Origin of the sequence: Amycolatopsis sp. (assembly GCF_025464955.1) — a bacterium.
Taxonomy (GTDB): domain Bacteria; phylum Actinomycetota; class Actinomycetes; order Mycobacteriales; family Pseudonocardiaceae; genus Amycolatopsis.
On record NZ_JAODNM010000146.1, the window covers coordinates 22,603 to 36,514 of the forward strand.

8 protein-coding genes are annotated in these 13,912 nt (G+C 68.3%); 6 read left to right on the top strand and 2 right to left on the bottom strand.

Translation table 11 applies throughout. The annotated features are described in order from the left end of the window. Positions 1–9 precede the first annotated feature (9 nt). From JWQ81_RS37490 to JWQ81_RS37510, 5 genes are read left to right on the top strand one after another with little or no spacing between them, the layout of a single operon-like run. Positions 10–1,293 carry a multicopper oxidase domain-containing protein gene (locus tag JWQ81_RS37490; protein ID WP_297549272.1) on the top strand — a complete coding sequence of 428 codons (1,284 nt, stop codon included), beginning with the start codon at positions 10–12 and terminating at the stop codon, positions 1,291–1,293. A 14-nt stretch (positions 1,294–1,307) separates the two neighbouring features. Beyond that, on the top strand, positions 1,308–2,606 hold the full coding sequence (locus JWQ81_RS37495; protein ID WP_297549274.1) for a multicopper oxidase domain-containing protein: 1,299 nt from the start codon (positions 1,308–1,310) through the stop codon (positions 2,604–2,606). A 26-nt stretch (positions 2,607–2,632) separates the two neighbouring features. Further along, on the top strand, positions 2,633–5,620 hold the full coding sequence (locus tag JWQ81_RS37500) for a multicopper oxidase domain-containing protein (RefSeq protein ID WP_297549276.1): 2,988 nt from the start codon (positions 2,633–2,635) through the stop codon (positions 5,618–5,620). Positions 5,621–5,651: 31 nt separating this feature from the next. Next, positions 5,652–6,125: a hypothetical protein gene (locus tag JWQ81_RS37505; RefSeq protein WP_297549278.1), complete on the top strand. Its 474-nt coding sequence runs from the start codon at positions 5,652–5,654 to the stop codon at positions 6,123–6,125. A gap of 4 nt (positions 6,126–6,129) precedes the next feature. Next, positions 6,130–7,953 carry a copper resistance protein CopC gene (locus JWQ81_RS37510; protein WP_297549280.1) on the top strand — a complete coding sequence of 608 codons (1,824 nt, stop codon included), beginning with the start codon at positions 6,130–6,132 and terminating at the stop codon, positions 7,951–7,953. 61 nt (positions 7,954–8,014) lie between these two features. Here JWQ81_RS37510 and JWQ81_RS37515 read toward each other — a convergent pair whose 3' ends face one another. Together JWQ81_RS37515 and JWQ81_RS37520 are read right to left on the bottom strand one after the other, a co-directional pair. Beyond that, positions 8,015–9,973, bottom strand: coding sequence for a glycosyl hydrolase family 18 protein (locus tag JWQ81_RS37515; protein WP_297549282.1), 1,959 nt, complete (start codon positions 9,971–9,973; stop codon positions 8,015–8,017). Positions 9,974–10,906: 933 nt separating this feature from the next. Then, complete coding sequence (locus JWQ81_RS37520) at positions 10,907–12,154, bottom strand: HNH endonuclease signature motif containing protein (RefSeq protein ID WP_297549284.1); 1,248 nt, start codon at positions 12,152–12,154, stop codon at positions 10,907–10,909. A 393-nt stretch (positions 12,155–12,547) separates the two neighbouring features. Here JWQ81_RS37520 and JWQ81_RS37525 point away from each other — a divergent pair, with 393 nt between their 5' ends. Continuing rightward, entirely contained in the window at positions 12,548–13,783 is a 1,236-nt protein-coding gene (locus JWQ81_RS37525) for an MFS transporter (protein WP_297549286.1), read from the top strand. The last annotated feature ends 129 nt before the right edge of the window (positions 13,784–13,912 follow it).

Consider the following 13,912-nt stretch of genomic DNA (forward strand, 5'->3'; position numbering starts at 1 on the left):
GAGGACATCGTGAGTACCCAGAACCACCACCAGCAGCCAAGGCCGTTCAGCCGCCGAGCCCTGCTCTATGGCGGCGCCGGGACGGTTGCCGCGATCGCCGGCGGCCGCCTCCTCGGCTCGCGCCTGGACACGACGGCATCACCGCTGGTCCGGCCGCTCGCCGCGGTCGTACCTCCCGTGACCGAGCTGCACTTCGCCGCCACCGACGGCTGGGTGTCGATGCCCTCCGGGGCACCGCCGAACGCGCCGTTCTGGCCCGACGCGCTGGCCCCGAGCCCGTTCGACCTCTACGTCTTCGGGTTCCGCAACGTGACCGGAATGGACGACGCCACGGTCAAGGCGCAGCGGGGCAAAGCGCAGATCTCCGCACCCCTGATCTCCTTCGATCAGGGCACGGACGTCAAGCTGACGCTCACCAACCTCGGCCTGTCGCAGCGGCCGGACCTCGTCGACGGCCATACCGTGCACTGGCACGGGTTCCAGAACGCGATCCCGCTCTTCGACGGCGTCCCCGAGCTGTCGATCTCGGTGCCGATCGGCCGCGACTTCACCTATTTCTACCGCCCGCACGAGGCAGGCACGTATATGTACCACTGCCACTTCGAAGACGTCGAACACGTGCAGATGGGGATGACCGGGGTGGTGTTCGTCCGGCCCGTCCAGAACCAGCACCCGGTCGGCGCGGACCCGATGGGCACCAAGTACGCCTACAACGACGGCGACGGTTCGACCCGCTACGACCGCGAGTTCGCGTTCATGCTGACCGAGATCTGGGCGGAGGCCCACTACCGCGACGCCCACATCCAGACGACCGACTGGACCGACTACGCGCCGAGCTTCTGGGCCATGAACGGTCGCTGCTATCCCGACACCGTCGCCCCGAACGGCAACCCCGTCGACCCTGCGGCCGGGCGGTTGCGGTACCAGCCGAACAGCTCGCTGATCACCGCGAACGAGGGCGACCGCGTTCTGCTCAGGCTGGCGAACCTCGGCTACCAGAACCATTCGCTCACCACCGACGCGATCACGCTCACCACTGCCGCCAAGGACGCGGCGCTGCTCACCGGCCGCGACGGCAGCAAGCACTATCTCACCGGCAACAGCGTGGAGATCGGTCCCGGCGAAAGCCGCGACGTGCTGTTCACCGCGCCGGCACCGGGCACGTACCTGCTCTACGACCGCAACTACGGCTACCTCACCAACGGTGGCGGCACCGGCTACGGCGGCCAGATGACAGAGATCCGGATCAGCCCGCGCGGCACCCTGGGCCCGCAGACCACCCCCAACACCTGAGCGGGACAAATGCCATGAACAAGACGCGCTCGAACACCGTCCTCTCCGCGGCGCCGTTCGTACTGGCTGTCGCGACCGTCCTGATGCTCACCATGCCGGTCCCCTCCACGGCCGCGACCGCCGTCGTGGGACTGCCCTGCCAAGCCAACGCCGCGAACACGTTTTCGGTCGACGCGAAGTCCGGGTACGTCTCCACGCCCGACGGGAACTCGATCTACATGTGGGGCTATTCCGGCAACACCGGCGGTTTCCAGCTCCCCGGCCCCATGCTCTGCGTGGACTCCGGTGTCACGGTGACCGTGGTCCTGCACAACACCCTGCTGGAAGCGACGTCGATCGTGTTCGCCGGCCAGCACCACCTGCGAGCGAACGGTCACCCGGCCCAGCCGCAGACCGACAGCACCGGCCTGAGCTCACTGACCGACTCCGCACCGGCGCTGAACGGGTCCGTGACCTACACGTTCACCGCAGGCTCGCCGGGAACCTACCTGTACGAGAGCGGCACCGACGTGGCCAAGCAGCGCGAGATGGGGCTGTCCGGAGCCCTCGTCGTCCGGCCGCCAGGGCAACCCGACCACGCCAACGCGCGCGCCGACTCGGCGTTCGACACCAGCCGCGAGTACGTCTATCTACTGTCCGAAGTGGACCCGGACATGCATCTGGCGGTGGAACGCAACCGGCCATTCGACGTCACCAGGACCACGGCGCGGTACTTCTTCATCAACGGCCGCAGTATGCCGGACACTATCGCCCCCACCGGCGCCGCTTGGTTGCCCAGCCAGCCCTACGGCTCGCTCGTGCGACTCAAGCCGTTCGTCCCCGGCGACCCGAACAGCCGCCCGGCGCTGGTGCGCTACGTCAACGCGGGCTCGGTGAACTACCCCTTCCACCCGCACGGCAACGACCAACGAGTGATCACCGAAGACGGCCAGGCGGTGCAGGGAGCGGGCGGCAGCGACGCCTCTTATGACAAGTTCCTCATCGACGTCGGCCCAGGGCAGACCGCGGACACGCTCGACCAGTGGGTCGACTCGGAGCACTGGAACGGCGACGCCAACCCCATCCCGGTGCCCCTGCCACAGTTGCAGGACCAGATCGTCGGGCCGGGCACGGAAACCTGGTTCAGTGAGAACCCCTACCTGGGCGGCCAGCCCGGCGAGGTGCCGGCGGGGGTGGTCCGCAACAACCAGTGCGGCGAGTACTACATGGTGGCGCACAGCCACGCGCTCGAACAGGCCACCAACTACGGCGCGAGCTTCGGCGGGATGATGACCCTCGTCCGCATCGACCCGGCCGCCGGATGCCCGTCATGACGACCGCGGCGCGAGAGGACACGACCATGCGCACCTTCAGGAACAAGGCATGGACGACGGCGGTGGCCGCGGCGGTGGCCGCCCTCGGCACCGTGGTGATCGCACCGACCGCGGCTGCGGCACCCGCGCCCGTCGTGACACCGATGGCGCACGCCGCGACGCCCCAGGGTGCGCTTCCCGAGACCGGCTGTACGGTCGCGGGAGCGGCGGCGACCTGCGAACTGTACGCGAAACCGGGCACACTGACGGTTTCCAGCATCCCCATCCCGATCTGGGGACTGTCCTCGACGGACGCGGGCGTGCCGACCACCCCTGGCCCCGTGCTGGTGGTCACCGAAGGCGCGGCGGTCACCGTCAATGTCCACAACGGACTCCCCGGTGCGCTGAGCCTGGCCGTCCCCGGCCTGCTCGGCGGCTCGGACGACCGCGCCGGCGCCGCTCCCGGCGCGGTCAAGTCGTACACGTTCGCCGCCGACAGGCCCGGGACGTTCCTCTACGAGGCGGGCCACACCGCCAACGGCGCACGCCAGGCCGCGATGGGCATCGTCGGCGCGCTGATCGTGCGTCCCGCTTCAGGCCCGGGAACCGCCTACGGCATGGCGTTCGACGACGAGACGGCACTGGTGCTGTCCGAGATCGACCCCGCGTTCAACGCCGCGCCCCTGACCTACGACCTGCGCAAGGTCAAGCCTGTCTATCGGCTCATCAACGGCAAGGCCTATCCGGAAACCGATCCCGTGGCGACTTCGGCGAACCGCCGGGTCCTGCTGCGCTACGTCAATGCCGGGCTGTCCGCCCACGCGATGGGCGTACTCGGCGCCGACCAGTCCGTGCTCGCCAAGGACGCCCGTGCCAGTGAGGCGCCTTACCTGAAGTTCGCCGACAGCATCGCCGCCGGCAGCACCGAGGACACCCTCGTCACCGTCCCGCCGCCTGAGGACGGTCCGAAGTTCGCCGTCTACGAGACCGCGGGACGGCTCGACACCGCCGGTCACCGTGTCGGCACCACGAACGCCGTCGCGTTCGGCGGGATGATGACCTTCCTCGACACGGGCGCGGCGCCGTCGGGCACCGACACCGCCGGGCCCGTGACCCAGCGGCTCAGCGCGTCGCCCGCCACGGCCACCGCACTGCAGACGGTCACCTTCACCGCCGACTTCACCGACGTCCCCAACGGCGGGTCGAACGTGACCCGCGCCGAGTTCGTCATCGACGACCCAGCCATCGCAGTCGGTACTGGCACACCGTTCTCCGGCGCCTTCGGCGGCCCTACGGTGACCGGCGCCCAGGCGACGCTCAACCTCACGACGCTCACCCCGGCACTCGCCGCGGGCAAGCACACCGTCTACGTCCGCGCACTGGACTCGCAGGGCAACTGGGGTGTGGTGAACTCGGTGGTACTGACGGTCAGCAGCTCCGGGCCGACCACCACGGCCGGAGCGCTGCAACCCCCCAGCGGAAACGGCTCTGCCGACGTAGCCCTCAGTGCGACCGGTGACGACTCACTGCTCGGCGGCACGGTCGACCGCGCCGAATACTTCGTCGGCACCCAGGGCGCGAACGGGACGGGGACGGCGATGACGCTCACCGCCGCGACCGTGAGCGCGGAAACCGCGACGCTTTCAGCCGTCCTCCTGTCGTCCCTCCCCGAGGGCCTAGTGGCCGTGTTCGTGCACAGCCACGACACGTTCGGCCTCTGGGGACCACCCCAGACGCTCTCGTTCACCCTCGACCGGACTTCGCCCACAATGACCAGCGGCATCGTCGAACCGAGTCCCAACAACGGCACCGCGGGCTCGGCGGTCGACCCGACGTCGATCAAGGTCACCGCCGCGTTCACCGACCCGCTGTCGAACGGGGTGAACTCGCCGATCGCCGCCGCTGAGGGCTTCCTCGACAACGCGAACGGCGTACCCGGCACGGGATTGACGTTCGTCGCCTCCGACGGGGCGTTCACCGCGTCGGCAGAGGGCGCCTACGGCCTCATCCCGCTCAGTCAGCTCACCGGGCTGGCGGAAGGTCCTCACCAGATCTACGTCCACGCGAAGGACCTCGCCGGGAACTGGGGACCCTACGCACCGCTGACCCTCGTGGTCGACCGCGGCGGACCGGTCGTCACCGCGGCGAGCGCGACCCCGAACACGGTCAACCGGGCGACCACCGTGGTCACCCTGGCCGCGACGGCGAACGACAACCTCACCGCGATCACCGGCGCGGAGTGGTTCGACGGTGCCGACCCCGGCAAGGGCCTCGGCCATCCGATGGCCGTCGCGACCACCGGTCCCCGGTCGGCGAACCTGACCGTTGCGGCGGGTCCGGGCGGACTGACCACCGGGCAGCACACGCTGTCCATCCGAGCCAAGGACTCCGCGGGCAACTGGGGTGTCCAGGCGACGGTGGTCGTCACGGTCACCGCGCTGAGCAACGTCGTGTTCTCCGACGGCTTCGAGTCGGGCAACACCAGCGCGTGGGCTCCGCCGACCGGGCCGGTGGCGGTGACTCCGGGTTCGGCGCTCACCGGCACGCTCGGCCTGCAGGCCACCGCGAACGGCACGGCGCCCGCCTACCTGACGGACCCGACGCCGACCAACGAGACCGCCTACCACCTGCAGTTCCAGTTCCGGCCGGACACATTGGTCACCGGAAGCGGCACGGTGAACCTGGCCGCCGGTCTGTCCGCCACCGGACAGACGCTGTTCGTCGTGCAGTACCGCAAGTCCACGGGTGCGGCACAGGTCCGGCTCGGCGTCCTCCGCAGCAACGGCACGGTCGTCTACACGACGTACCTGACGCTCGGCGGCACTGGGACTCAGACGCTGAGAGTGGACTGGGCGGCCGGGACCTCGTCGACCCACAAGCTGACCGTCGGCGCCGCGTCCCAGACTCTGACGGGCGTCAACACCGGGACGGTCCGGCTCGACACGCTGCGGCTGGGCCTTTTCGGCGGCGGCGCGGCCACCACTGGCACAGCGTCGTTCGACGCCGTCACCACCACCCGGTTCACCCTCCCGTGAACCGCCCGACCTTCGAGCGAGGAGAACAGCGATGTTCCAGGTGAAGCTGGGCGAATGGTGGCGGCGCAGCGCCGTCCGGATCGCGGTACTGGCCGTACTCGTCGTCGGGTTCGCCGCGGCACTGGTCTGGCGGGTGCAGTCGCCCGCCGACGCCGGCAAGCCGTACCAGGTGCCCCAGGACCGGCAGCTGGAAAGCAGTCTCGGCATCCGGATCTCCCAAGCGGCGGTCGTCGCCGACGGCGGGCTCGTCGAGATCCGCTACACGGTGCTGGACGGGCAAAAGGCGTCCAAGTTCCAGAACGACGTCCACCACCCGCCGCTGCTACACAGTGAGCGTCGCAACGGTGACGTCTACCGCGCGGCGCTGATGAAGCAGGGGCACGAGCTGCGGCCGGGCCAGACCTATTACATCCTCTATCTCAACAACGCCAACGCCATCCGGAGCGGCGAGACGCTCGAGATCGACGCGGGTGGGGCCCGGCTCCAGCACGTCCCGGTGCGGTGACTTGATGTCCCGCACGCGGACCCGGCTGCGGCTGGCTGTGGTGGCCGGGTTCCTGCTCGCGGGCGCGGGCCTGGCAACGCTCGCGGCCGGGCCCGCTTCGGCACACGCCGAACCGGCAGGCAGCGTGCCTGCCGACGGCTCCACAGTGGACCGCTCACCCGCGACACTGGACCTGAGACTGACCGAGCAGGTCGAGCTCGCGGCGACGAAGGTGTCGCTCGTGGACGGTTCCGGCCGTCAGCTGGCGACCGGGACCCCGCAGCTGATCCGCGCGCCGACGGCGGCCAGGGAGGATCCGGTGACAGTCCGGATCCCCCTGCCGCCGTTGGCCGCGGACACCTACCGGCTGGCGTGGTCGACGGTGTCCAGCGACGACCTCCACGCGACCTCCGGCACGCTGGTGTTCGGAGTGCGGCGGCCAGTGGCCCCGGCCACGGCGGGCGCCCCGTCCGATCCCCTGCCCGGCTGGGGTGAGGTGCTCGGCCAGGCCGCGATCTACCTCGGGCTGGGCGGGTGGATGGGCTCGATATTGCTGCTGTCGCTGCTCAGGTCGACCGACGCCGAGGGCGACCTTCCGGCCAGAGCGCGCTCACGGCTGCTCCGGGCCGGCGCCGTCGCGGCCGCGATCGGGTTCACCGGCGGCGTCGCGCTCCTTCTCGTTCGGGCCGCGGCCTTCGACGGGGATCCGATCCGGGTGGCTTGGCGGCTGGTCAACGACAGCTCCGTCGGGACCCCCTGGCTGGCCAGGCAGGGGGCAGGCGCCGGAATGATCCTGCTGTCCGCCGTCGCCCTCCGCGGAAAGGTGCCGGGACGGGTCCTGTTCAGCATCGCCGGGGCACTGGCACTGGTCGCGGCCCTGTCCACCGCGTTGCAGGGACACCTGTCGATCTCGGGACCGCTGCTGCTGTCGGCCGACACCCTGCACATCCTGGCGACCATGGTGTGGGCCGGCACCGTGATCAGCGCGGGAGTCGTGCTCCTCAGCGCGCGCGACCATCGGGTGCTGGCACGTGCGGTCCTCCGCCGCTTCGGGCTGATCGCGACCAGCGCGCTCACCGTGCTGGTCGCCACCGGTCTCCTACTGACCGGGGACCGGGTCGCCTCACTCGACGCGCTCCTGCTGTCCACCTACGGCCGGATTCTCCTGCTGAAGGTGTCGGTGGTGGCACTTGCCGCGCTGGCCGGGCTGGTGACTACTCTCAGGCTGCACGGACGCCGAGGTTCCCCGGGACGCGCTTTCCGCGCCGTCCCGCTCGAAACGGTATTGCTGGGCCTTACGCTGTTCCTGACCGCGGGCCTGGTCTCGACCCAGCAGGCGAGCGGCCCCCAGTGGCGACCGGCCGTGACACCCGCCGCGAGCACCTCGACATCGGCGGATGATCTGGTCGAGACCGTCGACGTCCGCCCCAACCTGCCCGGCCGGAACTTCGTCACGGTGAACGTGTTCGACACCCGGCGGCCGAGCCCTGGGCCGATACGAGCCGTCCAAGTAGTCCTTCGCGGGCCGGATGGCACGACCGTGACCCGGACGGCCAGTCCGGCAGGCCCCAACGCCTACCTGCTCGCGACCGACGACCTGAAAGCGAGCGGTCCCTGGGAGATCACCGTCACCGCGGCCAGGCCAGACTTGAACCCGGCGTCCGGCACGGTGGTCTGGGACGTGTCCCCGAGCGCCTCCGTCGCGCGGCAGCCGACATTCTCGCTGGCCACGCTGGAGCCGTACACGGGCTGGCTGGCCATGGCGGTCGCGCTCTGCGGCGGGTCCGCACTGGCACTGCTCCGCCGACGCACCCGGCGCTTGCGGGACCTTGCGAGACCCCGACCGTGAAAGGCCCCCTTTCGCGGCGGGTTGCGCGGCGAAAAGGGGCCTTTCACATGACTTTCAGGGGTTAGCAGGCCCCGTTGTCGGCCCAGACGGCCTGGGCACCACCGGGGGTGTCACCCTGGGTCCACCACTTGGCGGTCCACTTGTGGCCGCCGTAGGAGACCACCGAGTTGCCGACGTAGGCCGTCGCCGCGTTCCACGCGGCCGCCGTGCAGGTGCCCGGCGGAGCCGTGGACGTCGACTGGGCGCATGCACCGTTGTCGACCCAGACACCCGTGCCGCCGGTGCTGGGCGCTTCACCCTGGGTCCACCATTTCGCCGTCCAGGTGTGCCCGTTGTAGGACACCACCGCGCCACCGCTGTAGGCCGTCGCGGCGTTCCACGCGGCCGCCGAGCACGATCCGCCACTGGGGGTGGTGGGCGTGGTCGACGGGGTCGTAGGCGTGGTCGGGGTCGTCGGCGTCGTGCCGCTGGTCGGCGTCGTCGGTGTGGTCGGCGACGTCGGCGGCGGGCCGGTGCAACCGGAGGTGCTTGCCGCGAGCCCGTTGGAGACCGCGTTGAACAGCGTCGAGCCAGGATCCTGGTCGTAGAGCGAGAACATCATCGCGCCGGCGAGGCCGTTGCAATGGATGTAGTCGGTCCTGGCCTTGATCGACTGCGGCGAAGACCCGGCGTAGAAGTTCGTGCCGTCGTAGAACCACGACGACTGCGTGGCCGGGTCCCAGAAGGTGTCCGCGGAATTGTCCACCAGCCCGCTGAGTTCCTTGTACATCGCCACACCCGGCACGTTGCCACTCAACGTATGGCCGGGAGACGGGCCGGTCGCGCTCTGGTAGAGCCCGTGGTTCGACCCGGCCGGTACGCCCGTCCAGCCCCGGTAGTAGAACGGGATGCCGAGCGTCAACTTGTTCGCCGGGAACCCGCCTGGGATGCCATAGGGTGTGTCCCCTGCCGTGTAGGCCTTGATCACCGAGTCGATCGTGTACTTCTCAGTGCCTGGCGGAATGACCCCCGAAGGGTCGTTCGGTGAGGAATACAGCGGGTCCTGGAAGTTCGTCGGCCCGGTGGCGTCCCACGCGCCGTGCATGTCGTACGTCATCGCGTCCGCGAAGTCCATGTACTGACCGATCTTGTCGGTCTGGATCTTCGCGATCTTGTCCTGCCCGCCGGGCAGCGCCGCGGACAGCGAGTAGTGCTTGCCGCCCAACGCGTCCAGCTCACCGCGGAACTCCGCCATCAACGCGGTGTAGTTCGCGGTGTCGTTCGGGCTCACGTGGTTTCCGAGGTGGCCCGTGGTCGAACCGGGGTACTCCCAGTCGATGTCAAAGCCGTCGAAGATCCCCGCCGCCGTGCCGGGGCCGCCGTAACCGCCCGAGGCGGGGATGTTGCCCTTGATGAACATGTCAATGCAGGAGCTGACGAACTTCTTGCGCGAAGCGTCGGTTGCGGCGACGTCGGAGAAGTACTTCGAGTACGACCAGCCGCCGAGCGACAGCACGACCTTCAGATTCGGGTGCTTCTTCTTCAGCTCCTGCAACTGGTGGAAGTTGCCGACGATCGGCATGCCGAAGGCGTCCGCGGTACCGTCGACGCTGATGTCGGAGCCGAACGACTTCTGGTAGTCGGCGAACTGGTCGCCCGCACCATCACCGGCGTTCGGGTCGGTCTCGCCGCCCGGGTCGGGGTTGCTCGCCTTGGTAGCCTCGAAGCAGCTCAGGTTCGACGGGTCGATATTCTCGAAGTCGTAGATGAGATAGTCGAGGTTGTTGGCCTGCGCGTCGACGTTCTTGGGATAGTACGCGTTCTGGTAGATGCTCCACTGGTCGTAGTAGGCGATCTTCAGGCCGCCGCTCGTCGCCGCGGAGGCCGCGGCGGGCGTCACAGCCGCTGTCACCGGCGACGACTGGGCCGCCGTCGTGGTCACCAGGAGGCCGCCGAGGACCACCGCGGCGGCCGTCGCGGCCACCACCGCTGTCCGTTTCGTCACCACCGAGCCTAAAGTCGACAATCTTGCTCTCTGCATCTGTTCTCCTTCTGCAGGGCGAAGAACCCTCTGCCGGGTGCCACGACAGTGGACTAGACCACTAATCGTGTCAAGACTTTGGACTAGACCACTACCCGGTTGACACTCCCACTCACCGGAAACCCTCGACCGAAGTCCGAAATGACCTGAAATAGCCGATTTGCGGCAGACTAAAGTCGGGTCGGCCGATGTGTGGATGCGACGGCGCAGCGAAGCAAGGACAGGGCAGGCAGGAGCATCAGAGGAGAACGAAGGCCCGTCACGTGTCACTGCGCAGCAACTGCACGAGGACGTTATCTTCCCAGCGACCGGAGACCTGACGTAGAGGTACCGGACCAGTAAGCGTGCCCACCAAGATCAACAATGCCGACCAAAGATCTGGTAACGCCGTGCGGCGGCGACGATCAGGCGGGCGGCGATCTTCTGTCCGCGCCGGTGGCGGACTTGGTGAACGCGGCGTAGCGGGTGTCAGCGATGTCGGAGATGCGGACAGGTTTCCGGGTCCGCGCCGGCGGCCATCCCTGCCACGATGGAGGTGACAGGCTCGGTGACCCTCGCGCCCGCAGCCGCGCCCAGCACCGGCCAGGTCCGCCACCCCCGGACGGACTCCGCCAGCCGCATCAGCGGACCAGGCCCGGGCTCGTGGTCCCGTCCACTGAAGCAAGGACCGGGGCAGCGACGGGCATGCAGTACGGATCCGAGGGCAGCATCCGTCACGCCGTGGTGCCACCGGTGCCGACGTGATCACCGAGGCTGCTGCGGCTCACTGCGTCCGCTGCCATTCGAATCGGGGACCCCCGATTCAGTAGTGCTGCGGCGCGTTCGCAACTCGATGGCGAGTTGCTGGTGTGCCGCGAATGCAGTCAGGGCTCGTCAGTGTCGCGGCCGGGCGATCCGGTCGCGGCACTGACGAGCCCTGGAGGGGATATTCTGTTACAGGTGGCAGGTATTTCGCCTGGGTCTTCGAAGCGGATCGAGATAATCGGGCGGGATGAAGTCCGGTCTCCCGTCACCGCCCATCCGTACTTCCCAACCGCCACAATGAATTAATCGGTGGTGCCGTTCACAAAGGAGGGTCAAGTTGTTCAGGTCGGTTGGCCCGCCTAGGATCCAAAAAATAATGTGGTTACCCTCAGTGTGTTTGGCATGTTTATTGCAACCGGGAAAAGCGCATCCGCGGTCTCGCATGACAAGTCGTCGCCGTTGCCCGGTGGTGATGATTCTCTTGGACCGACCTAGATCCATCTGTTCACTCTCGGTCCCGAGAACAGCGGGGATCACCTTGCAGTCACAGGCGAGCATCCGTGCTTCGGCGGCGGTGATGACGCCACCGTAGTCGAGCATCGCCGTTCCGATGCCGGACTTGAGTGTTTCGTAGTCCACGGTGACCGCCACATGCACCCGGTCACCACCGTGAGTCGGGATCTCGTCGACGGTCATGGCGAGGCGGATGAGGTCGACGAGGGCGTCGGCGTGGCGTTCCCATTGGCTGCGGGTGTCGCGGCCTTCCTCTTTTGTCGAGTGTGGTTTCGCGAGGGGGTCGAGGGCGGCGCGGAGTTGGGCGTAGGCGAGGTTGTCCAGCTTGCCTTTGAGCGTGGCGGAGCCGTCGCGGTGTTCCTGGAACGACAGCTCCCGCTCCGGTCTCTCCGGCGGGTCCTTCGGCTCCGGCCCGTCCGGATCCAACGTGTCCAGGATCCGGTCACCGGCCTTCTTCACCTCAACCGGGGACGCGTTCACGGCAAGGTTGACCAGGATCTTCTCCGCGGCCACCCGGTCTTCGTCCGACACGGTCGCCGGGATGGCCGTCATCGTTTTCACGATGACGTCGACATGCGCGGGAGTGAGGACACCGGTTAGTGCGGCGAGACCGGTCAGGGGTGCGACAGCGGGGATCTCTGTCCCGTCGATGGCGTACAAGGAGTTGGTGCCGCGGGCACGGACCACGATCTGACGTGCCGCAGGCTCGGACAACCCCGTCGTATGCATCAACCACTGCACCGCCGAGTTGTACTGATGAGTCACCTTGATGCCATCAGTCTCAGTCTTGGTGACCACCAGACCCAGCAGCGCGGTGTACCGGTTCATCTCCCCGGTGATCGCCCGCGCGTACTCGACCAGTGTCGCCGGATCAGCACGCCGGATATCGGCGGCATCGGGGAGGGTGATCGTATCGCTGGGCACTTCTCTATTCTACTGCGATTCGAACGTACATTCGGAACACGTTCAGGTGCTAGATTAAGTCGCGGAACGTAGCCGTTGGTTATTCGGAAAGGCTTCTATAGCAACGAATTTCGCCCGCTCGCCTCCTGCAACTGCTTGCCGCGTCACTCACTCATACACCAGACGAACGAGCGCAGTCGCTTACCGTGATTGACGAATTGCGAACGGCGCGATGCGCGCGGTCACTGCAAGGAAATTCCCTTTCAATCACCGTGAAACCCCAACGGCGTTCCCTCCTCGCCCAACCGCAGTTACTGCGGGTCACCGAAATGGGCACGCAGGCCAGCCGATCGCCGCCTTTGTCGGCCGGGAATCGCGCGTACCCTCCGGGGAAGTGCTGCCGGGGGAGGCGGGATGACCGGACTGGACCGGCCGGTGGGGATCCATCGGGTGTTCGCGCTCGGCGAGTTCCGGGCGCTGTTCGCGGCGCAGCTGGTTTCCGTTGCGGGGGACCAGTTGGCGCGCGTGGCGTTGTCGATTCTGGTGTTCGACCGGACGCGTTCGGCGGGGTGGGCGGCGGCGACGTACGCGTTGACGTTCTTGCCGGACCTCCTCGGGGGGCCGCTGCTTTCCGGGCTGGCAGACCGTTTTCCGCGGCGGTCGGTGATGGTGCTGGCCGATTTGGCGCGGCTGGTGCTTGTCTCGGCGATGGCGGTGCCGGGGATGTCGCTGCCGGCGGTGGCCGGGCTGCTGGTTTTGGTGCAACTGCTCAACACGCCTTGGGGCGCGGCGCGAGCGGCGCTGTTGCCGCAGGTGCTCGAAGGCGAGCTGTTCGTCGCGGGCAACGCGGTGTTTTCGATGACCACCCAGTCCGCGCAGGTGCTGGGGTTCGCCGGCGGCGGGTTGACCGTGGCTTTCTTGGGTCCGAGCGGTGCTTTATGGGTCGACGCGGGGACTTTCGCGGTTTCGGCGACGGTGATCCGATGGGGCGTCCGGCTCCGGGCCGCGCCGAACGCGTCGGCTGACCGGAAAGTCCGTTGGGCCGCGGAGCTTCGCGCCGGACTGTTCCTCGTGACGCGTGATCGGAAGCTGCGGGCACTCGTCGCGCTCGCGTGTGTGTCGGGTTTCTACATCGCCGGTGAGGCCATCGCGGCGCCTTACGCGGCTGAACTCGGTGGTGGTGCGGCAACGGTCGGGTCGCTGCTGGCGTCGTACGCGGTCGGCAACGTCGTTGGGATGGCTTTGCTGGCAAGGATTCCTCGACAGTTGCGCACACGTCTGATGGTGCCGCTCGCGGTGTTGGCCTGTGCGACGCTGATCGGCTGCGCGGCGAACCCCGGGCTGAGCCTGACGCTCACCCTGTGGTTCTGCTCCGGCGCGGCGGGCGCGTACAACCTGACCGCGTCGACGTTGTTCGTGCAGGCGGTGCCGGATTCCCGCCGGGGCCAGGCTTTCGGACTGGCGGTGACCGCGTTGCGGGTGTCCCAGGGGGTTGGCGTCGTGCTCGCCGGGCTGGCGGCCGAACACCTGTCGCCGCACCTCGTCGTGGCGCTCGCCGGCGCGTTGGGAGTGCTGGCCGCCGGCGCGGCAGGCTTGGCTTGGCGTCGGGCTTCTCCACCGGTCGCCCCCGGTTCGGTGGGCGACCGGTGAAAGGCCATGGGAAGCCCGGTTAGAACCGCGTCCAGTCGGTGGGGCGCTGGGTGCGGCGGGTCCAGTCGGTCGGGCGGCCGGTGCGGGGGAAGGTGGTGTTCATGATGGGTGCCTCCTCGGCGGGAAAGG

Bases quoted from the DNA above. Each gene is read 5' to 3' on its own strand.
- JWQ81_RS37515 (WP_297549282.1), bottom strand. From the start codon at position 9,973: ATGCAGAGAGCAAGATTGTCGACTTTAGGCTCGGTGGTGACGAAACGG.
- JWQ81_RS37500 (WP_297549276.1), top strand. From the start codon at position 2,633: ATGCGCACCTTCAGGAACAAGGCATGGACGACGGCGGTGGCCGCGGCG.
- JWQ81_RS37525 (WP_297549286.1), top strand. From the start codon at position 12,548: ATGACCGGACTGGACCGGCCGGTGGGGATCCATCGGGTGTTCGCGCTC.
- JWQ81_RS37510 (WP_297549280.1), top strand. From the start codon at position 6,130: ATGTCCCGCACGCGGACCCGGCTGCGGCTGGCTGTGGTGGCCGGGTTC.
- JWQ81_RS37495 (WP_297549274.1), top strand. From the start codon at position 1,308: ATGAACAAGACGCGCTCGAACACCGTCCTCTCCGCGGCGCCGTTCGTA.
- JWQ81_RS37505 (WP_297549278.1), top strand. From the start codon at position 5,652: ATGTTCCAGGTGAAGCTGGGCGAATGGTGGCGGCGCAGCGCCGTCCGG.